The organism is Aneurinibacillus thermoaerophilus, from assembly GCF_019603355.1.
GTDB lineage: Bacteria > Bacillota > Bacilli > Aneurinibacillales > Aneurinibacillaceae > Aneurinibacillus > Aneurinibacillus thermoaerophilus.
In genome coordinates, this window is the sequence record NZ_CP080764.1 from 1,976,890 (window position 1) to 2,003,256 (window position 26,367).

Genomic DNA, 26,367 nt, shown 5'->3' on the forward strand with positions numbered 1-26,367 from the left:
CTGCCGGTTCACTTCATAAGGAAGAAGTAAATGTCCAATTGTTGCTTAGTTCTTGCAGGGCAGGCCATTTCGTTGCATCCGATGCTTCCAGCCGCTGCAGAAGGCTACTTAATTCATCATTTAGAAACGTTGTTGGACTGTATACCATTTCTTTAACATGCTTATAAAATTCATTCGGTAGTGACATATCAATAATCAGCACTTGATACAACTCAGGTTCAATAGGATTTGCTTCATGGTATGCTTCAATCATGCCCCGCATCCATGTCACATCCCAGTTCCCCATATCATCCATGGTACTTGTGATTAACTTGCGTAAATCGCGGATGGGTAAATCATATGCGACTCCATCCAAATCGATAATCCAGATGCCACCCGGCCCTTGCTGTCCGTTGGACCAACCGTAATCTTGATGGGCAATGCCCCAATACTCTTCACCTCTGGCTACTAGATCGGCATAAGGAGAACGATTTAATTTTTCAAACGCTTCGCGCGCCTGTTGCTCATACACATCGACCATAGAAAGGATATGCTTGCTGGCGGACATATCGGAATAAGTAGTAGCCAATACTCTAAACCACCCGATTTTCGTAATAATTTTTTGATACAATTTTGGATAGCGATAAAGACGAGTTGCACGCTGCGCACCTTTTGGCGGCACATAACCTCGCGAATGACGATGAAATTCACCAAGCCCGTAACAAAGTACTTTCGCCCCTTCCAAATCAATTTTGCTGGCTTGTGTTAATGGTTCGATCCATTCTGTGACAATCCAGAGCTTTCCGCCGCGTTCCACATAGTTCTGGCCTTCCTTCGTCTGAATTAGCTTTGGCACTCGTGCCCCCTGCCCTACTAGATATTCCTGTGCGCCAATGCTGAAAAGGCTGCGCTGCGGAGAACGATGTAACACTTTTAAGCTGCGCGGCCCTTTATCCGTTTCAATTCGCCAGATTGCTCCTCCTTTATCTGGCTTAGATGTAATAAGTGTCATGCCTGTTACTTCCATTTCATAATGTGTAGCCACTTGTTTTGCCATATCTTCGATTTCTGGAGGTACGGTGGCCAAGTCTTCCTCTACGGTTCCCCATGGCTGAATGAGATAATCCGTCATTTCTTTCCTCCTTCTTTGGCTTAAAATGTCTATGACAAGATATGCTAAGACAAGGATTATAGTATAGGCTGACGTCTTAAATTTCAAAAATTTATCTTGTGAATGCGAAAACTAGGCGCTGAAATATAGGTGTTTCACCGTTTCACTCGTCCTGCTTGCTTCGTAAGCTGTATAAATCATAAAGAGATAAGGAGCGAGGTGAGCCTTATGAAAGTGGCGGTCATTGGATGTGGATATGTAGGGACTTCAACGAGCATTGCTTTTGCTATGTATGATCATACGGTTGTTGCTATCGATAATGATATGGGAAAAATAAAGAAGTTAAAGCAAGCGGTTCTGCCTTTTTATGAAGCAGGCATGGAAGAGACGCTACAAAAACTTGTAAAAGACGGAACCCTTTCTTTTACAACCGATATGAAAGAAGCAATCACACAATGCGATGTTTTATTCATTGCTGTGGGTACCCCCTCTTCGTCAGATGGCTCAGCAGATTTATCGCATGTGGAAGAAGTAGCACAGCAAATTGGAAAAACAATGGAAAGTTACAAAGTAGTTGTAATCAAAAGTACCGTACCGATAGGTACATGTGACAAAATAAAAAAAATCATTAAAAATGAGCTGGAAAAAAGGCGTCTGGCTCTCTCTTTCGATCTAGTTTCCAACCCTGAATTTCTGCGGGAGGGAAAAGCGTTATATGATGCGCTGCATCCGGAAAGAATTGTTATCGGTTGTGACACAAAGAAAGCGCAGAAAATCATGCAAGAATTGTATAAAGATATAAAGACGAACATACTCTTTGTTAGCAACAAAGATGCGGAAATGATTAAGTACGCCTCCAATGCATTTCTGGCAACTAAGATTTCATTTATCAATGAATTAGCGCGGATATGCGAAAAAATAGGCGCAAATATTATCCAAGTAGCAAAAGGCATGGGAATGGACAGTCGGATTGGGTTCCAATTTCTCCAGGCAGGAATCGGATATGGTGGCTCTTGCTTCCCGAAGGATATAAAGGCTTTGCTTACCTTAGCCTCCGAAAACGGAAATCCTCTGCATATTTTACAAGCTGTAGCTTCCGTTAATCAAACACAAACAGATTGGTTTATGGAGAAAGTACAAAAAGCAATAGGCCCACTCTCCGGAAAACGGATCGCTGTCCTGGGTCTTACGTTCAAACCAGAAACCGACGACATTCGTGAAGCGCCTTCTTTGAAAATCATTGATTATCTTATAAAGGAAAAAGCTTTCATTACGGCTTATGATCCAAAAGGTGTCGAACACGTCAAAAAATTGTATCCCGCGATTCACTACACGTTTACTCCACTGGAGGCGCTACAAAAAGCGGACGCTGCTTTGCTCGTAACGGAATGGAAAGAAATCGTGAATATAGATTGGCAAAACGCTAAACATATCATGTCTCAACCGTTTGTGTTCGATGGAAGAAATGCGCTTAATTCCTCGGAAATGTTAACATTCGGCTACCATTATGTAGGGGTAGGCACACCCCATGCTTAATTAAAAGGAGAAATATATGAAAGGCGTTATTTTATGTGCAGGCAAGGGGACGCGCATGCAGCCATTTTCTTCTACGGTTCCAAAAACTCTTTTGCCCATTTTAAATCAGCCTATTCTTTATCATTGTATAAATAAAATGAAAGAGGTAGGAATCCGGGAAATCGGAATCGTGATCCATCCTCGGCAAAAAATGATTATTGATTATGTTTCCGCATACAAAGGAGAGGTAACGATAAAGTACATGTACCAAGCGAAACCGTTGGGCATTGCGCATGCGCTTATTCAGGTGCAATCGTTTGTTGGTGATGATTCTTTCGTACTGATGTTAGGAGATAATTTAATTATGGAACCTCTGCACACATTAATACAAGCGTATCAAGGACATAAAGGCTCTATTCTTCTCTCCCAAGTAGAAAATGCGAGCGATTACGGAATTGCTGAGATTAAGAATGAACGTATTATAAAGGTAGAAGAAAAACCTGAGAAGCCGAAAAGCAATCTTGCGATTATCGGTACTTATATGCTTGATTCTTCTATTTTCGAAGCAATTCAACATATTACGCCTTCAAAAAGAGGAGAGTATGAAATTACTGATGCAATTCAGTGGATGATCGAGCAAGGGTACTCTATTTCTTATTCGATTACTGAAAAACCATATACAGATGTCGGCACAATTGAAAGATGGCTGGATGCCAATCAATGGACGTTAACAGAACAACTCGGGCACAAAGTACAAGTAGGAAAAAATACCACCCTGGAAAATTGTATTTTGCAAGGACCTGTTCTTATTGGAAATAATTGTACAATTAAAAATGCCGTTATTGGACCGTATGTTTCCATTCAAGATGACTCCATGCTTACAGATTGCATGGTAGAAAATAGCATCTGTCTTCAAAACACGAAAATTGCGAATGTACAGTCGCTAATTTGCCGCAGCATTTTTGGACAAAAAACCATCGTACAGGGAATCCCCAATGAAACAGAACATGTACATTTTATCATAGGAGATCATTCACAGATCTCCATTCTTACCAAACCAAATGAACGATAACTTGTGTTTGATCATATGCTGCTGAAACCGAGGCCATGTCGTAATATTGTTCACTGCATGGCCTGCTTCTGTGATCTATCCGTGTTCCTTCAAAAGCTCGGCCAATCTCGTCAGCTTTTTCTTTCTCTCGAGCCGCACCTGCATGGCCTGATCTACGGTAATAGCCAAAAAACGGCACTTCGACATTGGCCTGGATTGAGCAACAATGTCCAAATCCGTGCTGATTACGGTGCCGATTGTGACAAATCCCCCACCCGACGTGGCATCGTTGAGTAAAATAATCAACTCCTCTTCGTTTGGAACCATAAGCGCCCCGATCGGATAGGCAAAATCGACGACATTTGAGAAACCATCACCGGCTCCGAACGGGGGCTCATGCTCCTTGAAAGCGATTTTCGCTCCGGTATAGCGATATGCCACCTGATTCGATTCCGTCGATACTGTCCATTCCGAGTTCAAAAAGGCTCTGATTCCCTCATCGCTCACCCGGTGTCCGGACAACCCCATAACCACACGAAGGTCTTGAAAATTCTTGTATTCAGGAATAAATTCAGAAGGGAGCCGTTTTCCGACCTGTTTAAAGGCTCCTGGGAGCGGTTCGCCGATCTCCAATTCATCTCCAACATCCAATTTTCTCCCTTGAAAACCTCCAAGCCTGCTCAGGGTATAAGTAGAACGACTTCCAAGAACCTCTGGAACTTGAATCCCTCCAGAAACACAAAGATAGCTTTTTACCCCTTGTTTACAAAACTTGAAAGAAAGAATATCTCCCTCGTTTACTTGAACGGGTTCCCATAGGGGAATCGGCTGCTGGTTAAGATACGCCTCCATCGGAGCTCCCGTTATAGCAATGACCGTTTTTTTCAAAAACTCAACCTTTGGGCCAAGCAAGGTCATCTCCAGCCCGGCAAATTCCAACGGATTACCAAGCAGCAAGTTACCCACCATAAAAGAGTACTTGTCTGCGGCTCCTGAAGGAGGAAGCCCAAAATGATAATAACCTTGGCGTCCTATGTCCTGTACAGTGGTCCATAAACCGGGTTCCAATATGCGTAGCATTCAGAATCCCTCCATCAATTCCCGAATATATACCTTCCCCTTTGTCACATATTCCTGCGGCGAAAACTCGATGTATTTCATTCGATAGCGATACGTTCCCTGCTTCACTTCCTCTACGATCCGGCTATATTCCCGCTCATCAACGGAGCGATACTTCCAAATATCTCCCGGTCGCGCCAAAAAATAAGTATCCTCCAAATCTACCAGACGTTTTTCATTATCGTAGACAGGAACTGCTGATATGCCGATTAACTGATAGCTCCCCGGGCCATTGACAGGATAAACTACAGTAAAAGCTCCGCCAACTCCTACAGCTTGTCTGGGAGTGTCCGTTCGAGGACTTAGATATTTCGGAACCTGAATAATTTCTTGCGGATGCAAACCCAGTGGAAACCCCCAAGCCGTCCCAGGCAGAAAGCCAACCATCGTAATTAAATAGGGCATGCGTGTATGCGCCTCGATAAACGCTTCTTTTTCTCTGAATCCGTTTACCTTCATAGCAAACTCGAAATTAGAAATATCAGGTTCTTGATGACGGCTTTTAAACCGCCTAGAATATTCCCGCGTAATCGGATCATCATACCAGACAGGGATTTCTACCATACGAACCGATAAATTCAACTCTGCCGGATTGCTTTTCGTAATATCGATGTCCTTCAAATAATCAAGCAAATCCCTAGCTGGTATAATCTCCGGATTATAACGGACCAAATACGAAGCGTTGGAAGGAACGATTTCGATAATACCCGGGATATTGCGCTTCCTTAATTCATTGACGATAGCCAATGCTTTAAAATTGCTTTCTGCGCTCATATCACGGGAAATTTCCGCGTAAATGTATTCATCTCCACCAAAATCAAACCGCGTTTCCGGCAATGTAAACAAATGGCTACCTCCCTTTATTTAAACAACTTATTCATTCGTCTGCTAATGGTGGCCGGACTTACTCCCAGCACTTCCGATACTTTAGCCGCTGTTCCATATTTCTTGAGCCCAAGCTGAATCAATTGACTTTCCAGTTCGGCTACGGCCTCCTTAAGCGGCATCAGCTCAAACACCATCGTTTTCTTGCGCTTCCCCCCTGCTTCACCGTACAGCACCCTCAGTACATCTTCACGCTGGATGAATTCCTCGCGGCTCGTTACAATCAACCGTTCAACAATATTCTGCAACTCCCTAACATTCCCCGGCCAATCATAGTTTTCCAACACTTCAAGCGCCCCCGGAGAAAATCCTTTTTCCATCTGGTACGTTCGGTTAAACTGTTGAGAGAAATAAAGAACCAGGGAAAAAATATCTTCCGTACGTTCCCTTAAGGGAGGAATATGAATCGGAATAACATTCAGCCGATAGTAAAGATCTTCTCGAAATTCCCCCTGCTCCATCATATCCTTTATATTTTTGTTGGTTGCCGCAATCACCCTGACATCCACAGGAATGGTCTGTACACCGCCTATCCGTGTCACTTCCTTCTCCTGCAGAACCCGAAGCAACTTGACCTGCATGTTTAATGATAACTCGCTGATTTCATCAAGGAAAATCGTCCCCCGATGGGCCATTTCGAAAAGACCTGGCTTTCCTTTCTGATCCGCGCCGGTAAAGGCTCCCTTCTCATAACCAAACAATTCGCTCTCGATCAGATTCTCAGGAATCGCCCCACAATTAACCCGAATGAGGGGATAATCCTTGCGGCGACTCGCTGCGTGAAGGGTACGGGCAAACACTTCTTTCCCCACCCCTGATTCTCCCTCGAGCAGAACGGTGGAGTCGACCTGAGCGATCCGCTTCACTTCCTCGACTAAGTCCTCCATAATACGAGAGCGATAAATTAAAGGTTTATCAGCACTGTATCGGTTCATCAGCTGGTCCAATTCCTGTTTGTATGTATTCGATTTCTTAGTAACTCGCTTCAATTCCTCTTGCAGTTGATTCGTTTTCGTAATATCGCGCGAAAGAACGACGACTTTTTCCAGTTTCCCTTCATGATAAACAGGAGTTGCGACAGACCAAACTTTCCGTCCATGAACAGTGTCCTGAATCATGGTTAGCTTCTTTTTTTTCTTTATGCATAGATCGACGATATTAGGCCGGAATACTCCCTTGCGTTCGAATTCAGCAACATTTCTACCAATGACCTTCTCAGGCTGATCCAAACCCCAAAACTCCTGCAAAAATGTACCTGCCAACCGAATCACTTCACCTTTTGGATTGACGACAAGAATTTGCTCATGGGAGGAAGAATAAACCGCCTGCAAATCAGAGTACAAATTACGCACAAATTCCAATTCTTGAACAGCTTCCTCAAACGCTTCACGAAGAAAAAAAACATGTACCAAACCTGTAATCCGACCGTCGATTCGGAGCGGAGAGAAATTCCCGCTGATTTGCTTGAAGTTAATTGAACTGTTCACGCTGATAAATGTCTCTCCTTGAATCACTCGATCCAAATCCTTATCCATAGTAAGTAGCGTTTTGTAATTACGAGACAAAAGAAACGAGCGAGACAGCCCCAGAATATTCTCTGCTGTTTCATTAATGAATTCAATTTCAAAACGAGTGTTTGTTCTGATGATTCCTACCCCGGCCCCGTCTAAAATTTGATTCATGTGTCTAAGTTGCAGTTCATTCATCTGGTGGCGCGCTTGCTGCACCAAACTGTAACCGATGATTTCTCCACCCGGATTTACCCCTAGTACAACAGAAATATTGTGATAGTACTCAACAGGGTGCATGTAAGGAACTTTGAGAATATCTTTTCGATACTGGATGGGTTGCTGAAGGTCTGGTGTATGTCGCAATTGTTCCAACAGAGAATCCGTATGGATGAAGCCAACAATATTTCCCTTATCCATGACAAAAGCAATATCGGCTCCCCGCTCGTGCATTTCACGCAGAACATCCTGAATCGTACTTTCCCGGTTCACCACCGCCGAAATCGGCCGCAGAATTTGTTTCCAGGTAATCACGTCATACACCTCCTACTAACAAACGAAATCATTTCCTCTAAATTATAACAAATAATCTTTCAAAATTGAAATTAATTTCATAAATGAAATTATATTAGAAATAAATAGGCTGTTGATCATCAACAGCCCACATTCAAAACTTCTCTAATAGGAGCAATCTGAACCCCGTTTTCACGAAGAGCCTCTACAATGGTTTTGGCCAGTTGTGAGGCTCCTGGCGTGTCCCCATGAATGCAGATCGTATCCGCTTGAATGGCTATCTCTTCACCATCATGTGTCATAACTTTTCCTTCTTTGACCATCCTAACCACACGCTGGGCCATCTCATGATAATCCTTAATCTGTGACCCTTTTCTCGTTAAAATAATCGAACCGGTCGTCGTATGCTCGCGATCTGCATAAGCTTCCCGTGCGACCGGAATCCCCATTTTTTTTGCTTCCTCTAGTACAGCGGAATTGTTCAAGGCAAAGATAACGGTTTGCTGATCAACTTCCGCAATCGCTTCTAGAATCGCCCGGGCCAGCGCCTTATCTTCCATAGCTTTCATATATAATGCGCCATGGGGTTTACAATGCTGAATTTTTATGTTTGCCGCCACGGCAAATTCGCGCAGGGCTCCTAATTGATAGGTAACATAATCCTTAACTTCTGCCGCTGTACATGTCATATAGCGGCGACCAAACCCTAGCAAATCCGGAAAAGCAGGATGCGCCCCGATGCCGACTCCGTATCGTTTGGCCAGCTCCACCGTTTTCCGCATTACATGCGGATCCCCTCCATGAAAGCCACAGGCAATATTGGCGGATGTAATGTACTGCATCATTTCTTCATCATTACCCAACTCATACAAACCGAAACTTTCTCCCATATCACAATTCAAATCCACTTTATGCAACTCGTACCACCTCTTTTCAGGAATAGTCAGACAAGCAATTTCTCAAGGAAACGTGTCGTATAATGTCCGTCCCGGAAATCTTTGTCCTGAACAATCTTTTGAAGCAGGGAAACGTTCGTCGTCAGACCTTCCACCGCGATTTGTTCCAGGGCCTTTTCCATCTTGTGGATGGCATCGGAACGATCGCGTCCATGCGTAATGATTTTCCCAATCATCGGGTCATAAAATGGTGTGACTGTACTGCCTTCGATCACGCCAAAGTCCAGGCGCACCTCCTCCTTCGGCAAAGCTAACCGCTTCAAAACGCCCGGCGAAGGAAAGAAAGTTTTCGGGTCCTCGGCATATAGTCTGCATTCGATAGCATGACCTGTTTTTCGGATTTCTTCTTGCTGAAATGGCAACTTTTCTTTGGCAGCAAGACGGATTTGCAATTCTACCAAATCAAGACCGGTGATTTCCTCCGTCACCGGATGCTCAACTTGCAGGCGTGTATTCATCTCCAAGAAGTAAAAATTTCGATTTTCATCGAAAATGAATTCCATCGTCCCCACATTGGAATATCCAATGTGTCTTGCTCCCCGCAAGGCGGTCTCTAACAGCTTAGCTCTGGTTTCTTCATCCAGAAAAGGAGACGGGCTTTCTTCAACGACTTTCTGGTTTCTTCGCTGTACCGAGCATTCCCGCTCAAATAAGTGTACCGCATGGCCATAGGCATCACAGGCCACCTGTACTTCAATATGACGTGGGCCAGAAATCCATTTCTCCAAAAATAAGGTCCCATCACCGAAATACGACTGAGCCCGTTGCATGGTAGACGCAAACGCTTTTTGCAGTTCATCGGGATTATGGATCACCTGCATCCCAATCCCTCCACCACCAGCGCTCGCTTTTAGCATAAGCGGGTACCCTAACTGGTCGGCGATAGACAACGCTTCTGTAACAGAATCAATTTTTCCATCCCATCCAGGAACCACTGGCACCCCCGCCTGCTGCATCTGACGGCGCGCCTCAATCTTACTGCCCATCAACTCGATCGTCCTAGCATCCGGACCGATGAACACAATTCCCTCTTCTTCACAGCGACGAACAAAACGCGGGTTTTCCGACAGAAACCCGTATCCGGGATGAATCGCGTTTGCCTCTGTTTCTTTGGCAACCTGGATCACCTTCTCAATGTCCAGATAGCTCTTTTTGACCTGAGCTGGACCGATGCAAACAGCCTCATCCGCCTCCTCGACAAAAGGCGCGTCCATATCCGCTTCTGAATAAACAGCTACAGTTCGAATCTTCAACCGCTTACAGGTTCGGATAATCCGTCTGGCAATCTCTCCTCTGTTGGCAATTAAAATTTTGTCAAAATAACTCATACTCTACCCCCATGTTACGTGTTGGAATAGGGATTCAAACAAACTTGAATCCCTATCAGCATCACTGTTACCTTTTGATCACGGCTATTTCCTGTCCGGCATCCACGATTTCTTCGTTTTCCACACAAAAACGTTCAAGGACGCCGTCTGATTCCGCTTTGATTTCATAAAAATTCTTCATAACTTCGATTAAGCCGATAGTATCCCCGACTTTCACGGTGTCCCCTTCCTTTACATATACATCCTGGTCCGGAGCGGGTCTGCGGTAAAACACTCCAGGAATCGGGGATAGGATGGATTTGCTTTCTGCCACAGTTCTTACCTCCCATTCTCTGAAATTACTTGTTTTATTTGCGCAATCTTGTCCTTCATTTCCCGCCTCGCCCGCAGAGCTTCTTCGAGGCTGACAGACACGAAACGCACCTTTTCATTCGTCTTAATTTGTGCCATCCGATTGAGATCGGCGCTAATAATCGTAGCAATAGTAGCATAGCCGCCGCCCGTCACCGCGTCATTCAACAAAGCGATTGGTTCCACTCCATCCGGAACTTGGATGGAGCCAATGGGATAGCCTAAATCAACAACATTCGAAGGATTGCTTCCGGCACCGAAAGGCTGCTCCCGGGGGACAAAATTCAAGCGTTCACCCTTGAAGCGGTACCCGACACGGTTCGCTTCCGGCGTTACAGTCCAATCCAGGGACAGGAAGCGCTCCTTGCTTTCCTCTGTTAAGCGGTAACTGCAAAGCCCCATAAGCACGCGGATTTCATAAGACTTGGAGAATCTTGGGATAAAAGTCTCCGGAATGCGGGTTCCCGCACTGATCTTCCGGCGGATGTCGCTGCCGATGCAGAGTCCATCCCCGGCTTGCAGGGCGCGACCCTCAAAACCGCCAATTCCACACAGCGTATAGGTTGAACGAGAGTCCATAATAACTGGAACATTAATTCCACCAGCTACAGCAAGGTAAGCCCTCGCCCCCTGCCTGATAAAATCAAAAGATAGCTGGTCACCGGCTTTAACAGCGATTGTCTCCCACATCGGGGCCGGCTGTCCATTAATCTTCGGGGGGATTTCGCCGCCCGTCACCGCAATAACAGAATCGCGCTGGAATTCGAGCGTCGGACCCATATATGTAATCTCCAAAGCCGCCGCATTCTCGTCATTTCCTACAAGTAAATTGGCAATAACGTAAGAATATTTGTCCATCGCGCCAGAAGGCGGCATTCCAATTTCGTAGTAGCCGATTCGGCCCTGATCCTGAACCGTCGTTTGAAGCCCGGGGGTTATCACTTTAATCATACATATAACCTCCCTAACACGTTTTCAGAAAACTGTTTCGGATTCTCGATAACATCATGGGGCGTAAAAGTAATTTCCGTCGTTAAATAACGGAAAGTACCTGCTTCCACCTGTTCCCGGATCGATTCGAACTCTTCCTTTGTCACACTGCGATAACGGAAAATATCTCCCTGCCTGGGAAAAGTCATAGAATCTGCAAAATCCGGCAACCGCTGCTCCTTGTCGTAAATAGGAGCGGCCGCTATGCCAAACAACTGATATCCGCCTGCTCCCTGCACCGGGTAGATAACGGCAAAGGCTCCGCCAAAGCCAAAAGCTCTCTCCGGCGTATATGTACGCGGACGAACATATTTCGGCACCTCGATTTGCTGCTCCCGGGGCACCATCTGATAGCACCAAGGCAGTCCGGGGACAAACCCGACCATAGACACTAGATAGGGATAATCGGTGATAGCCTGGATCAACTCTTCCTTGGATGCGAACCCATTAATGCGAGCAGCATATTCCAGATCGGTAGAATTCGGGTCTTGGTGACGGTCTCTGAAGCGCATCAATGCTTCGTGTGTCCACGGATCTTCAAACAAGATCGGGACGTCAACAATGCGCGCGGATATTTCAAAGTCATCGATCGAAACAGAGTGTTCCAAGTCCTTCAATTCCTTAATAAGCACATCCGGATGCAACTGGTCGGGATCAACCCGAATCATATAGGAAGCATTGGAAGGACAAATATCCAGGATACCCGGAAGCTGTTTTTCTCTCAATTTTCGAGTGATGGCCATGGCTTGGAAATTCACTTCAAGGCTCATTTCTTCCGCCAGTTCCACAAAGACAAATTCATCTCCGCCATACTCATAACGTACCATCGTTCGTTTCACCTCACTCAAGAAATGGCATAGCTTCTTTTTGACTTACTCCATAAAAATTCAATAGCAAAAACGATACCAAATAGACAAAATATAATAAATAAATTTTATATACAGTTAATTCAAAGCATTGGCTGGCCTATCCTATTCGAAACGAACCAAACACCCAAGCATAATCTTTCAAAATTGAAAAATATCTTTCAAATTTGAAATTTATCATTTCACACCTTCACAACCAACTTTTAAATGTCGTTATAAAGTCATTACACATCAAAAGCCCGGAATTCGGTTGAATTCCGGGCTTTTGCCTTATTTGGTATTCAATGAAACGGTTACTTTGAATAAGTCACCGTCTACTTCAATATCTAAACTGCCTTCGTGAAGGTCTATAATCGATTTAGCAATAGCAAGCCCAAGTCCTGAGCCTTCTGTATGACGAGATGTATCACCGCGTTTAAATCGTTCAAACAGTTCGTCTATATCTTCACTAAGCTCGTATTTAGTAATATTTTTAAAAGCAATTACCGCTTTGTCATTTGCTTTTTTCACTGAAATATATACTCTCGTATTTTCTAATGAATATTTGAGGATGTTTCCAATTAAGTTGTCAAACACCCGCCACAGTTTTTGTCCATCGACAACAGCATAAACAGGTGTATCAGGGGTAGTGATCCGAAATTGCAATGTTGACTCTTCGATTGTTTCATTGTATTCAGCTAATGCCTGCTGTAAAAGCTGGACAAGATCTACTTTTTCTTTTTCAAGCTCAATGTTCCCGCTTGCCATTTTGGATGCTTCAAATAAGTCATCAATGAGCACTTTTAATCGTTTAGACTTACGGTCAATAATCTCAATGTATGCGTCACGCTCTTCATCTGTTACATCTGATGTCTTCAAAAGCTCTGTGTATGTAATGATAGAAGTTAACGGTGTTCGCAAGTCATGACTTACATTTGTAATTAGTTCCGTTTTTAATCGTTCACTTTTCGCCTGTTCCTTTTGTGATACTTTTATACCATGCTTTAATGCATTAATATTGGCTGCAAGAACGGCTAACGCCGATTTCCCTATCACAGGTATATCCTGCTCGAAATTTCCATGTACTAACTCGTCCGTGTTGGTAACAATACGATTAAAATAACCGCTACGCTTTATAATTATGATGAAAATTGGAACGCAGATCACAATAAATAAAGGGATATAAATCCATATATATATGGGCTCTATAAGAACAATTGCCGCACCAACGCCAAAAGCAAACACAACCGATAACAGAATAAATAGTTGCATACCAATACTTCGGATGAGAAACGCTTCCTTTATGCCTTGGTATGCTCTGTGTAGCAGGGCCTTTTGCCAATCTGCTTTTAGGTTCGCCGGGGCCTTTGCTCTCTCTAACAAAAATTTTCCTTGAATAAGTGTTAGTGCAACAAAAAGGGTTGTAACGATTAAACGAAAGAGTGTATCTCTAATATAGATATATAAATTTTGATGTAAGGATAGGGTATTATCCATTATGAATAGCAAAAGCGTGAGAAGTCCCGTAAATACTAAAGCCATTACTGTTACGTCTATCGGAATACAGTTGTAGTAAGGCTGCCATTTCCCTGTAGGAATGCATTGAATGACCCTTGTTTTTTTGTTTAAATAAAAACTCAGCAGAAAAGCGAGAATACCGCTAATGGTGTAGATAAAAAAGATTTTTTGTTTTTGTTGAAAATCATAATAATCTGCCAGAATAGGGTTTTCTGAAGACGCTGCTTTCGGTAACGCAATCTTCCCCTCAAACGTGCTCGTTTCCTTTTCTATTAACGGAGTGACCACATCATTATCACCAACAAAGCGATATTGTCCGCCAGTTGAAAGGTAAGCATATTTTGACGAAGGATAGCTTTGAATAAATATCATATTTTTATTGTTTATAAACGTATCTATTGAATCGCCACTGCTTATATTTACATTCGTATAAACTTCTCCCGTTGCGGTGTTCTTTAAATAATACGTAAAAAGCGCTTTGTATCTCATAAAATCCGAACGGTAATTTTCTATCTCACGAAAATATTCGTCAATCTTTTGTTCTTTTTCTTTAACGATTTTTGCCCGGACATGTTCGTCGCTTTTAAAATTGTTTGTAATATCCTCTATTTTCTTATCTCTTTCAGCAATATAGGCATCAGCTACTTCTTTGTTGCCTGCTAACAGTGCATCCTGAATTTTATGCTCATATTGACCTTTTATATTTGAGACTTGTGTCGATAAATCTCCATAGCGATAGCGGTGTTCTTCAATTTCCTCAGCTGTAACGGTAATCTTCTTTTTGAGTTCTTCTTTATTTATATTATTTAATTCAAACATCTTTAGATAATCAACAAACTGATTTAGTTCATCTTCAAACTGTTGAGTCTGAAAATAATCTTTTTTTATATAGTCTTTTCCGTTAAATAACCCTGAGATAATACCGCTTAATCCGAAAGTAAATAATAAAATCCAAATCACGAATATCATCTTACTTTTCGATTTTGTATCCAATTCCCCATACCACCTTTAAATATTTTGGTTGTTTTGGATTGATTTCGATTTTTTCACGAATCTTACGGATGTGAACGGCTACAGTATTTTCAGCATTAAAACCTGGTTCCTTCCATACCCGTTCATAAATTTCGTTAATAGAAAACACACGTCCGGCATTTGTCATAAGCAATTCAACGATTTTATATTCAGTCGGCGTTAATTTCACAACTTCACCGTCAACCGTTACTTCTTTTGCCGACTGATCTAATGTAAGACCATTGAGATGAATCACTTTTTCTATTCCTTCGTAAGTGCCCAGAGTCACGTATCTTCTTAGCTGTGACTTCACTCGAGCAATAAGCTCTAAGGGATTAAACGGCTTCGTGACATAGTCATCAGCACCAACCTGAAGACCTAGAATTTTATCCATATCCTCGCTTTTGGCACTAAGAATAATAATCGGAATGTTTTTTTCTTCACGTATTTTAAATGTAGTTGCGATACCGTCAAGGCGCGGCATCATGATGTCTAAAATAATGAGGTGAATAACATGCTCGTTCAATTTTTCAATCGCTTCGATGCCGTCTTTTGCTTTTATAACCGTCATCCCTTCATTTTTTAAATATATTTCGATACCATCCCTGATCTCTTTTTCATCATCGACAACTAATATGGAATAATGATTCATATTTTTTCACGCTCCCTTCAAAAGCATATCATGGTCAGTTCCCGGGACTTTCTATATTGTAAGATGTATTTCTTAACATTAAATTAAGGGAATCCTTAAGACTTTCTTAAGATTTATACTCTTTCTTAAGGATATACCATTGTATAACCCTTTTTCATAAATTCTCATGTAGGTACATGGCATACTTGTGAAGGAAACCACAAGCAACATAAACCAAGTTATCGGCCCGTTTTCTTTTTTGTTTTATATTTACTTTCACAGATTCATGTTGACTAATTAACTTAGGGTGTTCCAAAAGTGTAAGTGAGGAAGTTTTCTATCGCTCGAAACAATATATTTAGATTTTTTGCACAAATGAATATTTATATGTAGGTATCGTTTCATACCAAAGGGGCTGGCTCATGACTTTTGAGACAGCCCCCAGTTTCCGTGTAATTAAAGAAAGTGGCGTCAATTTTCCCCTCTTCTATAACTAACATTAGTTGCCTGCCTGAAATGTCGAAACGTTAAGCACCTATATCGTTTAAAGATTTTAAGAAGAGCAGAAATAATAACATTTAGTTTCTCTATTCTACTCCTTCTTATTTGATAATCCCAGTGGAATGATCAGATACATAGCATAGGCACATACCATCCAGATCGTGAACGCAATGACTTGATCTTCTGAAAGTTTTGGAAAAACAATCGAATGATTCCATACTGAAAAAGTGTCAATAAACAAACCGATCGCAGAACCCCAAATTCCAAGTTTAATACTTGCATACGGTGATTTGTCAAGTTTTTTATAAATAAGTAACACAACATATAAAACAATAGCTGTCGCAGCTTCTAGAAGTAAGAAAGTTCCCAAAAAGTTATCTTTACTAGGATCCACTAGGACTAAGTCTCCAAAAAGTACAAAGAACATCGTTGCACCTAACCAAACAAGAAAAGAAAAAAGAAATGTAAGACCTAATTTGTGTGTAAACATGTTCATCCTCTTTGCCCTTCCTTTATTTAAAAGACACTATCGTATAAAGTTATTTTCACCCAGGTAATTTAACAAGATAAGAGCAACTAAATCAATGCTTTTGCGTCTTTTCTGTTAGTTTCAGCAGAATAACTTCCAATTCCTTGTAGACCTCTTCAGATGAAAAGTTAGATGAAATTAAAGATTGTAATGCAAGACCATCAACTAATGCGTTCAATAAAATCCCCCAAGTTTTTAAAGATACTCCTTCAATAGGAGAACAACTCCATATATTAGAGAGTTGATCTGTTAAAAACGCATTTTCATCGTCCAAAAGTTGACTCAATTGATTTTTTATCATTTCATTCTGGAATCCAAATACAATTAACGTTAAAAATAACTGATGGTAACAGGAATCTTCCTTTGTTCGTGATTGGGCAGAAATGAGTCCTTCTTTAATCTTTTCAATTGCTGGCTTCGGATCGGTTTTTAAATTGGCCCATGAAGTGTAGCAAACATCTCGAACGACTTCAAAAATAAGCTGTTCTTTTGTACGAAAGTGATAATATACGGTTCCCTGTGTCACATTTGCTTTTTCTGCTACCGCTTTTAACGTCAGCTGTTCTATTCCATGCTCCACAATACATCTCTTAGCCGAATCAATTAATGTTCCTTTCGAAGTGACATTTGGTCTGGCCATTTCCTTCTCTCCTCTTAGTTAGTTAAATAACTAATTTATATAAATGACTGTAATATGAATAGTTTGGAATGTCAATATTAAAACACGCTCAACTCCCACTCTTTCGATATATGCTCAAGGAGCTTAACGCCTGCGACGCTGTTGCCGGCCTTATCGATCGCCGGACCGTAGATGCCGATGCCACAGCCGTTGTGAAACGGCGTAGCTTTGTGGATCCGCGATGGAACCGCCGTCATAATTCCACCAGAAACTCCGCTTTTGGAAGGGGCTCCTACAAAAGCAGCGAATTTTCCGGAAGCGTTGTACATGCCACACGTTAGCATAATCGCTTTTGTCAGACGGGCAAGTTCCGGATGAATCATCTGTTTCTCTTTCAACGGATGGTAGCCATCACAGGCAAGAATCAACCCGATGCGCGCCAAATCTTCGGTGGTCACTTCAATGGCGCATTGCCGTAAATATACGTACAGCGCCTCTTCCACTTCACATTCGAGGAATCCTTCAGCTTTTAGAAAGTGGGCAAGCGCAAAATTATAATGGGCGGTGTTCCACTCGGACATAAATACTGTTTCATCCACCTTGGGATGACGCCCTAACAACTTCGCAAGCAATTCTAACAAAGAATCAAACTTTTCTTCTTTTGTCGTTCCCGGAAGCAAAGATGCGATCGTAATAGCGCCCGCATTAATCATCGGATTAAACGGTTTGCTGGGCTTTTTTAATTCCAAGCGCATAATCGAATTGTACGGGTCTCCTGTCGGCTCTACATCAACCCGTTCCAGAGCGTAGGAAACTCCTTTATCGAGACAAACGGCCATAAAACTGATAACTTTCGAGATGCTTTGCATGGTAAACGTAACATCCGCTTCACCTGCCTTGATTACTTCTCCGTTATGACCAATAATGCAAATGCCGAGCTGGCTCTGGTTGACATGCTGAAGCGCGGGAATATACGACGCGCATGCGCCTTCAAGGGTATACTTACGGTACTGTCGAACCCAACAACAAAGCTGTTCGGCGCACTTGTCTTCCGTTTGGTAGCGATTATCATCCATAAATTTTTCCCTCTTCCCGTTCTCAAAAATCTGCTATGCCAATAAATAAACATATTCTTTCCAAAATTGATGCAACTAACCCGCATTTCTACTACACATATCGATCGTATCTTCACAAATCCAGGCGCTTTTTTATTGTTTTTTGTCGTTTATTGCACATAGAGAGTAGAATTTGACGAGCGATTCTTGTTTCATCTCCCTTGTTATCACGATAAAATAATCAGTGAAAACCTCGTAGGATACCTCTTTTAAATCCCCGGTTATCCTTCCTTGCTCGGTGCGCCTCTTAGCACCCTCTTTTTTTTTCAAAAATAAAAAGCGGAACGTATTTTCCGCTTTCTCTCGTTGCGCCTTGTATACAGGAACGCTGTCTTATTCAATGGTCACCGTTTGCGTGGACGGCATAGCAAGACCGCGGGCGTTCACAAGCACAGATACCTTATATTTTCCTTTTTCTTTAAAAACTTTCTCAATGCCGTACCGCCCTTCTCCAAGATGTTTACCCTGTATCCGCTCGCCAGTCTTCTGCCCGACCTTTCCTATTTCAAATTCGACGCTGGAAGCATCGTCCACTTTTTCTTTGCCCTGGGTGACTTCAACATAAATCGTAACCGTTTCGCCCGCTTTGCTAGATTCTGGTTTGATCACGAACTTCCCTTCTAACGGCATTTCGTGCGTGTCGGTTTCCCCAGTGCAGGCAGCAAGCGCAAGTATAAAACAAAGCAATAACCCGGCTATAAACTTCCATCTTCTCAAGCGGTCTCTCTCCCTTTCCGACAATTGATAAAAAAGTCTGGAGTGTTTCGGTTTCGTCTTTATTTTAGCACAACCAGGCTGTTCATCGGCCTTTCTTCGCGCTTATTCCGCGCCGAAGAAAATTGATTAGTCTATCGGAAACTTATGTTTATGTGGGAGCCGGTTAGCGCATCCGTTCCTGCATTCTGATTGATAGGATGAACATTTAAAGACTAAGACATTTATAGCGTCCAATTTATCAATAGACCCGCCTGCACAAGTCCTCCTCCGAACCCGTAGAGCATAACCTTATCTCCCGTATGTAGTTTCCCTTCTTTTTCCCCTTTGTCCAATGCCAGCGGAATGCTAGCGGATGATGTATTCCCATAATATTCTAGACTCCACAACGTCTTTGCCAGCGGAAAACCGCTGCGCTGGCAAATCGACTCAATCATGCGTAAGTTCGCGCTGTGTGGGACAAACCAGTCCACGTCCTCCAATTGGTATCCACTTTTTTCTATCAAACACCGCATTCCCAAAGGCACACTGGTAACGGCCCATTTATACACCTCTCGCCCGTTTTGGACAATGCAGCCGTTGCTTTTCAATTCTTGCCCTTCCATTTTCTGAGACAGTCCGGTTCGGTACAGGTACAGGCCACCTTCTCCGTTAGAAGTCATATGCGAAGCCAAAAAACCTGGATTCGTTTCGTCATATTCTACCAATACAGCGCCTGCTCCATCCCCGAACAGAATGCAAGTAGTACGGTCGCTGTAATCCACTGTTTTGGACATTGTTTCCGCACCAATAACCAGCACTTTTTTGTTTACGCCTGACGTTATCAGAGCGTTCGCCATCTGCAACGCATACACAAAGCCCGCACACGCCGCATTTAAATCAATTGCCCCTGCATTCTCTATTCCTAACCGAGCCTGCACTTGGCTGGCAACACTCGGAAAACCATAATCTGGCGTCGTCGTGGCAACTAAGATACAATCTACATCTCGTACGGACTTTTCATATCTTTGTATTAAATCTTTTACGGCCGCCACGCATAAATCTGTAGTAAACTCCTGCGGCCCAGCAATGCGCCGTTCCCGGATGCCGGTTCGGCTGAAAATCCATTCATGACTCGTATCAACCATTTTTTCAAAATCAAAATTCGTAAGTACGCGCTCCGGAACATAAGTTCCAATAGCTGTAAGCTTGGCCTTAGATAAGAAACTCTGCATATCCATTCCCTCCTAAGATTTATAATACAACATTATAACACTAGCTATTAATATCAGGTGCTAATTTTTAAAGAAAAAGCCCCATGAAAAATATCGTAAAGAAAACTCCTTAAAACTATAGAATAACCAATAAAACGCTCCTTGAGACGATCATCTCAAAGAGCGTTTTATTTTTACCAGCTGCCGTTCACCGATGATATCACTGATTCCTCCGGCGCACCGACTGCTTTGCCGGATGCATTCCGCATCAACCGGTCGTAGTGCTTTTCCATGCTTTCAGCCTGTGCAAAAGCCGCTTTGATTGTCGTCAAATCCCCCGATTCGATGCCTTTCCGCATTAAAATTGCAAATCTCTCATACTGACGTATCATTTCCAAATAAGAATCATACAGCCTATTCAACTGCGGGTGCGGTTTCGGAATAGACATAGCTTTCTTTACTGCAGCCTCGTAAGCGTTAAGCTTCTCACCAAGTCCTTTGCTCCAATCTTCTAGCTTAAATTCACTTTGCATACTCCCCTGTAAGTCGGCACTAGTTATAATCAAATCATTCATGTATTCCGCAGCCTGCAACCCAAAATCCGCAGCATTTTGCGCAGACACCGTCAGCAGGGGCTCTGACATATCGAACGTGCCTTGAATTGCAGCATCTTCTCCTTGCGTCATTTGGGCATCAGGCACGTTGCTTGATACTTCTGCAGACATATTCCTAAAATCATGTTCGGAAAAATAAGTGCATGCCGACATAGATAGAGCAAAAACAAGCGCAACAACGAGACTGGTCAAAAAGTTTCGGATCAAGTTATCCCACCTCGTTTTCATATATATTTTTTTCAAGTTCAAACCATACCTTGTCTTCTGTACTTTCTTCGCTATCAAGAGGGCTCCATCATGTTGTCGATGATCTAACCGCTACAAAAAAGCGAAAGTACGCGCAGAAATAAAGAGTGGGATTTCTTTATCTTAAATCTTTTGTAATCCATATTTTTAGTTTACATAATAAAAATATGGTAAATTAAAAACCAATCCCCGAATCAGACTGCTTTCCGCCTAATTCGGGGATTCATTCTTACGAAAAATCAATTTCCATTTTTCACATCTTACCGCTATAAGTGTTTTTTCAACACGCGCTTCAATGTGCTCACAATAAATGCTACATCTTCGTCTGTAACGGATAGTGGTGGGGAGAGGACAATTACATTATTAAAGCCCGCTACAGTATCGCCGTTTCTGCCAACGATCAGACCATTCGCTTTACAATCCGCGATAATCTGGCCTACTTTCGCCGGTGCGGCAGGCTCTTTCGTTTTCTTATCTTCTACCAGTTCAATGCCAAGCAGAAATCCAAAGCCGCGAATATCCCCGACCAAGGGATGATTCTCCATTTCCTTCATTTCTTCCTGCAAACGTTCACCGAGCACACGTGCACGTTCGATTAAATTTTCCTGCTCCATAATCTCCAGGTTTTTCAAAGCGAGCGCGCAAGCCGCCGGATTGCCGCCAAACGTATTAACATGACGCAGATAACCGTATTCGTCCGATGCTTTGAACACCTCATAAATATCCCTGCGAACCGCCGTCACAGAAAGCGGAAGGTAACCGCTTGTCAAGCCTTTGGCCATTGTCACAATGTCCGGGTGTACACCAAAATGCATATGACCGAATTTCTTGCCTGTACGCCCGAATCCACAAATCACCTCATCAATAATTAGCAGCACACCGTATTTATTGCAAATCTCCTGCACTTTTTCCATGTAAACCGGATGCGGAACGATAATACCGCCACCTGTAATCGCGGGCTCCATAATCACGGCGGCCACTGTTTCCTTGCCTTCCCAAATTATCGTTTCTTCAATCGCTTGGGCGCATTGGATATTAAATTCTTCTATACTTTGCCTAGCAGGGCGACGGTAACTATCCGGGGGACGAACGTGAATGAAACCGGGTGCCAGGGGTTCATACTTATATTTCCGCACTGCCTGGCCCGTCGCCGCCAGAGCACCCATGGAGTTTCCGTGGTAAGCACGGTAGCGGGAAATAAACTTGTAGCGGCTCGGCTCGCCGTTTTGCTCATGATATTGTCTTGCAATTTTAAAGGCTATCTCGTTCGCTTCAGAACCGCTGTTAGAGAAAAAAATAACATATTCTCCTTCGAGCCATTCATTTAGTTTTTCAGCCAGTTGAATGGCAGGAAGATGGCTTTGTGTGAGCGGAAAATACGGCATCGCTTTTAATTGCTCATACGCTGCTTCCGCCAGCTCTTCCCTTCCATATCCGACATTCACGCACCATAATCCGGCCATTCCATCCAGATAACGGTTTCCATTGATATCCGTGATCCATGCCCCCTTCGCTTCTACAGCTACCGTAGGAGGAACCTTTTCATTATAAGGCGTGATATGGTGCCACAAATATTTTCGGTCGCTGGCAATTACATCCTCAACTTTGTTTTGCAACATAGACATATTTTCACCTCCTCAGTTAAAACGAATAGCGCGCGGTGACCATCTTTTTACGAGTATAGAATTCAACCCCATCGCGGCCGTTGGCATGAAGATCTCCATAGAACGAATTCTTATAACCTGAGAATGGGAAGAAAGCCATCGGCGCGGGCACTCCGAGATTGATGCCAATCATGCCCGGATCGATTTCATCACGGAGCTGACGTACCGCTTTCGCGCTGTTCGTATAAAGACATACACCATTGGCAAATTTAGACTTATTGGTAAGCTCAATCGCCTCATCCAAATCTTTTACGCGGACAACGGAAAGAACAGGGGCAAAAATCTCGTCTTTCCAGATGGACATCTCCGTTGTTACGTTATCAAAAATTGTAGGACCTATAAAATAGCCTTGACCATTTACCGCTGCATCTTTTCTTCCGTCACGGACAAGCAATGCGCCTTCCTTTTCGCCCGCTTCGATATAACCGATCGTGCGCGCTTTATGCGAATCGCGAATAACAGGTCCTAAGAAAACGCCTTTTTCAAGCCCGTTTCCAATCTTGATTTTATCCGCTTCCTCTTTCAGGCGGCTTACGAGTTCATCCGCGATCTCTCCGACAGCCACTACGACAGAGCAAGCCATGCACCGTTCACCGGCGGAACCGAAAGCGGCGCTGATGATATTTTTGGCGGCATAATCCAAATCAGCATCCGGCATAACGATCGAATGGTTCTTTGCGCCGGCAAGAGCCTGCACACGTTTTAAATTCGCGGCTGCTGTTTTATATACATATTCCGCTACAGGCTGTGAGCCGACAAACGATACTGCTTGAATGTCCGGGTGTTCCAAAATACCGTTTACCACATCATGCGCTCCATGCACAATATTTAACACTCCATCCGGAAGCCCGGCTTCCATAAGCAGTTCGGCAAGACGGTTCGCCAAAAGCGGCGTACGCTCCGACGGCTTTAGCACAAACGTATTTCCGCAAGCAATCGCCAGCGGGAACATCCAGCACGGAACCATCATCGGGAAATTAAACGGTGTAATACCGCCTACAACCCCGAGTGGATAACGGTACATACCGGACTCGATCCCAGCGGCAATATCAGGAAGCTGGGTGCCCATCATCAGCGTAGGAGCTCCCGCCGCAAACTCCACGCATTCAATGCCACGCTGCACTTCGCCATACGCTTCCTCGTAGCTTTTGCCATTCTCAATCGTAATGAGACGAGCCAATTCCTGCCAATGTTCAACAAGGAGCTGCTGATACTTGAAGAGAATCCGGGCGCGGCGCGGCACCGGTGTTTTCTTCCATGTTTTAAACGCTTCCTTCGCCGCTTGTACCGCTCTGTCTAAATCTTCCCGTGAGGATATCGGAACATAAGCAATAATTTCGCCTGTTGCTGGGTTAGGTACTTCCTCGTAACGAGAAGTAGCAGCTTCCACCCATTTACCACCTACAAAATTTTTCAATGTCATTACTTTATCTTTTGCAATTGTCATAAAACACACCCCCATTATTCTTACATCTGTTTACATGCTGTAGCGTTTCTTTCACTATAGCAAAGCTTATGAAACGCTTACACTAGACAAAATGTCAAAAATAATACCATTTATTTTAAACTTATAATAACATTAAAAATAAAAAATGAATGGAATGGGGATGAATCGCAGTGCATTCTGAATTTATACTCACAGTAAACGATGTATTAAAGCGCCCCCTATTTCAAGAAGCACGCATCATTGCCGGAAAACACGGGTTGCATCGCCGTATCCGCTGGGTTCATATTCTTGAAACCTCTCATTTTGACACCCTAATTCACGGAGAAGAAATGATTCTGGCAACCGGCATTGGTTTTCAATCGGATGGACAACGTTTCGCATCCTATCTGCAAAAATTAATAGACGCGAACGTCTCCTGCTTATGTTTAGAAATCGGGCAATACGTAGAGTCCGTTCCTGACGAGATGATTAAGCTTGCCAACAAGCATAACTTTCCGCTGATTATCTTTCTGAAAACGGTCCGCTTTGTGGATATCACGCAGGATTTGCACCCGTTAATCATTAATCGCCATTATCAAATGCTACAAAAGCTTGAAAGTGTTTCAAGGGAATTTCACCGTCTATCCCTTACTTCTCAAGGTGCTTTGAATGTTTTAAAATTGCTGCACGACAGTACGAAAACGCAAATCGTTTACCTCCCAACCCAAGGAAAGCCGGTTTTTATACCCACCTTGGAGCCGATTGCCCAAAATGATTGGCTGACTTTTCTTTATGGACATTTGCAAAAATTATGCCAGCATCCTTTCAATCTATCTTCTTATCGTTTAAAAAAGGAAGACAAAACCATGCTTCTACAGCCTGTAGGTGCCATGGGACAAGTCTGGGCATTAATCGCGATGGCGAGCAAACAAGAGCCGAGCGAATATCATGATTTGTTATTGGATTCGGCCTCTCTTTCTATCGCCCAGGATTTATTACGAAAGCGTTATATGGAAGAGCGAAAACTCCATGCCGAAAATTTGTGGGTGAATGATTTATTGCACAATCGACTCAACGAGGAAGAGCATATCAAAACACTTATTGGCCCGGATTACAACAAACTCAACAAAATGAACTACTGGGTTTGCTTATTTGAAATTGAGCACATTCCCAATGAGAAGGAAAGCATTTCAGAGGAATCGCTTGAATCGATAGGGTTCCATCTTTCTTTGCTATTGCGTTCCGCTTTTGAACAGCATGCCTTTCGTCCATTCATCACTCTTAAAAATAACCAGCTTGTAGTCATGGCCCTTGATTTGACATCATTCGGGCAATCAAAGAAAAAACTCCAAACCAAAGAAAGACTACAACAAGTATTAGACTATATCAAAGAGGCAAACGCAAACCAAAAAATCGGCCATTTTCATCTGCGCATCGGAGTCGGACAATCTTATCGCCAGTTTAAAAATGCGCATCTCAGTTACCAGGAAGCAACGCAGGCGCTTTTGCTGTACCCTTATTATCAAAAGCCGCTAATTTTTTATGATGAACTGGGCGTGTTTCAGTTGCTTATTCATCTTCAGGAAGGTAATATTCTTGAATCATTTGTGCATCGTTACCTCGGCCCATTAATTGAAGAAGATCGGCTTAAAGGAAGCGATCTCCTTTACACGTTGAAGGTATATCTAGAAAACAACGGCTCAAAAAAGCTTGCGGCCGAAAAACTTTATATCGTTAGACAGTCTCTCTATTATCGACTAGAAAAAATCAAAGAACTGCTTGGACAAGATTTTATGTCTCCAGAAAACCAGTTGGCGCTCCAATTGGCGCTGCGCGCATATAAGTTGCTATACCCGGATAAATCAGGCGATATCACAACATAGTCGCCACATGAAGAAAAGGAACTGAATGCTTAAAACGTCAGTTCCTTCATCCCTTTTGTTCTCCTACGTATACGCATAATGGCCCAACAATGCTTCCGCGATTCCAATAAAGTATTCGGACTCGCGACGAATATGATTCAAAACCGTGACTGCAGTCGGGTTATTTTTTAATGCACTACTTTCCGTTCCCAGTTGATTTAATAACTGAACAAACTGATGGCTCTGTCCGAGCGCACAGCATACGAGCTGCATGATTTCATTGTATACCATCGAATCTACACGATGACCTAATCTAACGACTCGTTCAATATATCTGACAAAAGCGGCTTGCGTTTGTGAAAAAGCCTGTTCCCAACCCTGGAGCGCCTGAACAAAAACAGGCTCCAGATTCGGTACCAAAGCGCGAATCACCTGTGTATGTTCTGCTTCCTGTAGTTTCCAAAATTCGCCTTCATCCAGAATCCGGAGCGGCATTTTTTCTCCATAATAAAATTGCATCGTGTCAACTCCTCCTGTATGAAAATGTGGCCCTGATTAACATATGTAGGCAAA

General features: G+C 43.1%; 23 protein-coding genes. 3 read left to right on the forward strand and 20 right to left on the reverse strand.

What is annotated here, in order from left to right:
* Nucleotides 1–13: 13 nt before the first annotated feature.
* Nucleotides 14–1,111, reverse strand: a complete 1,098-nt coding sequence (locus tag K3F53_RS10255; RefSeq protein ID WP_057898690.1) for a CotS family spore coat protein — start codon at nucleotides 1,109–1,111, stop codon at nucleotides 14–16.
* Between the two features lie 207 nt (nucleotides 1,112–1,318).
* Between K3F53_RS10255 and K3F53_RS10260 the strand changes: the two genes are divergently transcribed.
* Nucleotides 1,319–2,626: a UDP-glucose dehydrogenase family protein gene (locus K3F53_RS10260; RefSeq protein WP_091260047.1), complete on the forward strand. Its 1,308-nt coding sequence runs from the start codon at nucleotides 1,319–1,321 to the stop codon at nucleotides 2,624–2,626.
* A 16-nt stretch (nucleotides 2,627–2,642) separates the two neighbouring features.
* A complete protein-coding gene (locus K3F53_RS10265; protein ID WP_091260049.1) occupies nucleotides 2,643–3,677 on the forward strand; it encodes a glucose-1-phosphate thymidylyltransferase in 1,035 nt (344 codons plus the stop codon).
* A gap of 75 nt (nucleotides 3,678–3,752) precedes the next feature.
* On the opposite strand, the gene K3F53_RS10270 is transcribed toward K3F53_RS10265, so the two are convergent.
* The 18 genes from K3F53_RS10270 to K3F53_RS10355 form a co-directional block, all read right to left on the reverse strand.
* Nucleotides 3,753–4,736 carry a 5-oxoprolinase subunit C family protein gene (locus K3F53_RS10270; protein WP_091260050.1) on the reverse strand — a complete coding sequence of 328 codons (984 nt, stop codon included), beginning with the start codon at nucleotides 4,734–4,736 and terminating at the stop codon, nucleotides 3,753–3,755.
* The gene (locus tag K3F53_RS10275; RefSeq protein WP_091260053.1) at nucleotides 4,737–5,621 is read right to left on the reverse strand and encodes a 5-oxoprolinase subunit B family protein; all 885 of its coding nucleotides are present in this window, start codon (nucleotides 5,619–5,621) and stop codon (nucleotides 4,737–4,739) included.
* Nucleotides 5,622–5,635: 14 nt separating this feature from the next.
* The gene (locus K3F53_RS10280; protein ID WP_057898685.1) at nucleotides 5,636–7,702 is read right to left on the reverse strand and encodes a sigma 54-interacting transcriptional regulator; all 2,067 of its coding nucleotides are present in this window, start codon (nucleotides 7,700–7,702) and stop codon (nucleotides 5,636–5,638) included.
* 119 nt (nucleotides 7,703–7,821) lie between these two features.
* Nucleotides 7,822–8,598: a LamB/YcsF family protein gene (locus tag K3F53_RS10285; RefSeq protein WP_220558934.1), complete on the reverse strand. Its 777-nt coding sequence runs from the start codon at nucleotides 8,596–8,598 to the stop codon at nucleotides 7,822–7,824.
* Between the two features lie 26 nt (nucleotides 8,599–8,624).
* Complete coding sequence (locus tag K3F53_RS10290) at nucleotides 8,625–9,965, reverse strand: acetyl-CoA carboxylase biotin carboxylase subunit (protein WP_057898684.1); 1,341 nt, start codon at nucleotides 9,963–9,965, stop codon at nucleotides 8,625–8,627.
* 67 nt (nucleotides 9,966–10,032) lie between these two features.
* Entirely contained in the window at nucleotides 10,033–10,278 is a 246-nt protein-coding gene (locus K3F53_RS10295; RefSeq protein WP_057898683.1) for an acetyl-CoA carboxylase, read from the reverse strand.
* 5 nt (nucleotides 10,279–10,283) lie between these two features.
* Entirely contained in the window at nucleotides 10,284–11,267 is a 984-nt protein-coding gene (locus K3F53_RS10300; protein WP_057898682.1) for a 5-oxoprolinase subunit C family protein, read from the reverse strand.
* The gene (locus tag K3F53_RS10305; protein ID WP_057898681.1) at nucleotides 11,264–12,133 is read right to left on the reverse strand and encodes a 5-oxoprolinase subunit B family protein; all 870 of its coding nucleotides are present in this window, start codon (nucleotides 12,131–12,133) and stop codon (nucleotides 11,264–11,266) included. The genes K3F53_RS10300 and K3F53_RS10305 overlap by 4 nt, the downstream gene beginning before the upstream one ends.
* A gap of 309 nt (nucleotides 12,134–12,442) precedes the next feature.
* Nucleotides 12,443–14,662: a sensor histidine kinase gene (locus tag K3F53_RS10310; RefSeq protein ID WP_057898680.1), complete on the reverse strand. Its 2,220-nt coding sequence runs from the start codon at nucleotides 14,660–14,662 to the stop codon at nucleotides 12,443–12,445.
* Nucleotides 14,640–15,332, reverse strand: a complete 693-nt coding sequence (locus K3F53_RS10315; protein WP_057898679.1) for a response regulator transcription factor — start codon at nucleotides 15,330–15,332, stop codon at nucleotides 14,640–14,642. The genes K3F53_RS10310 and K3F53_RS10315 overlap by 23 nt, the downstream gene beginning before the upstream one ends.
* A 571-nt stretch (nucleotides 15,333–15,903) precedes the next feature.
* The gene (locus tag K3F53_RS10320; RefSeq protein WP_082706175.1) at nucleotides 15,904–16,302 is read right to left on the reverse strand and encodes a DUF5367 family protein; all 399 of its coding nucleotides are present in this window, start codon (nucleotides 16,300–16,302) and stop codon (nucleotides 15,904–15,906) included.
* A gap of 91 nt (nucleotides 16,303–16,393) precedes the next feature.
* On the reverse strand, nucleotides 16,394–16,981 hold the full coding sequence (locus K3F53_RS10325) for a TetR/AcrR family transcriptional regulator (RefSeq protein ID WP_091260054.1): 588 nt from the start codon (nucleotides 16,979–16,981) through the stop codon (nucleotides 16,394–16,396).
* 77 nt (nucleotides 16,982–17,058) lie between these two features.
* A complete protein-coding gene (locus K3F53_RS10330) occupies nucleotides 17,059–18,036 on the reverse strand; it encodes a glutaminase (protein ID WP_220558935.1) in 978 nt (325 codons plus the stop codon).
* 372 nt (nucleotides 18,037–18,408) lie between these two features.
* Nucleotides 18,409–18,792 (reverse strand): FixH family protein, encoded by a 384-nt coding sequence (locus K3F53_RS10335; protein ID WP_057898624.1) that lies wholly within the window; start codon nucleotides 18,790–18,792, stop codon nucleotides 18,409–18,411.
* Between the two features lie 221 nt (nucleotides 18,793–19,013).
* Nucleotides 19,014–20,003, reverse strand: a complete 990-nt coding sequence (locus K3F53_RS10340) for a ketoacyl-ACP synthase III (RefSeq protein ID WP_408863233.1) — start codon at nucleotides 20,001–20,003, stop codon at nucleotides 19,014–19,016.
* Nucleotides 20,004–20,176: 173 nt separating this feature from the next.
* Nucleotides 20,177–20,803, reverse strand: coding sequence for a hypothetical protein (locus K3F53_RS10345; protein ID WP_057898622.1), 627 nt, complete (start codon nucleotides 20,801–20,803; stop codon nucleotides 20,177–20,179).
* A gap of 305 nt (nucleotides 20,804–21,108) precedes the next feature.
* On the reverse strand, nucleotides 21,109–22,467 hold the full coding sequence (locus K3F53_RS10350; protein ID WP_220558937.1) for an aspartate aminotransferase family protein: 1,359 nt from the start codon (nucleotides 22,465–22,467) through the stop codon (nucleotides 21,109–21,111).
* A gap of 16 nt (nucleotides 22,468–22,483) precedes the next feature.
* Nucleotides 22,484–23,953: a CoA-acylating methylmalonate-semialdehyde dehydrogenase gene (locus K3F53_RS10355; protein WP_057898620.1), complete on the reverse strand. Its 1,470-nt coding sequence runs from the start codon at nucleotides 23,951–23,953 to the stop codon at nucleotides 22,484–22,486.
* 170 nt (nucleotides 23,954–24,123) lie between these two features.
* On the opposite strand from K3F53_RS10355, the gene K3F53_RS10360 reads away from it, so the two are divergent.
* The gene (locus K3F53_RS10360; RefSeq protein ID WP_091260063.1) at nucleotides 24,124–25,815 is read left to right on the forward strand and encodes a PucR family transcriptional regulator; all 1,692 of its coding nucleotides are present in this window, start codon (nucleotides 24,124–24,126) and stop codon (nucleotides 25,813–25,815) included.
* A gap of 63 nt (nucleotides 25,816–25,878) precedes the next feature.
* Here K3F53_RS10360 and K3F53_RS10365 read toward each other — a convergent pair whose 3' ends face one another.
* A complete protein-coding gene (locus tag K3F53_RS10365) occupies nucleotides 25,879–26,313 on the reverse strand; it encodes a DUF2935 domain-containing protein (RefSeq protein WP_091260065.1) in 435 nt (144 codons plus the stop codon).
* Nucleotides 26,314–26,367: the final 54 nt, after the last annotated feature.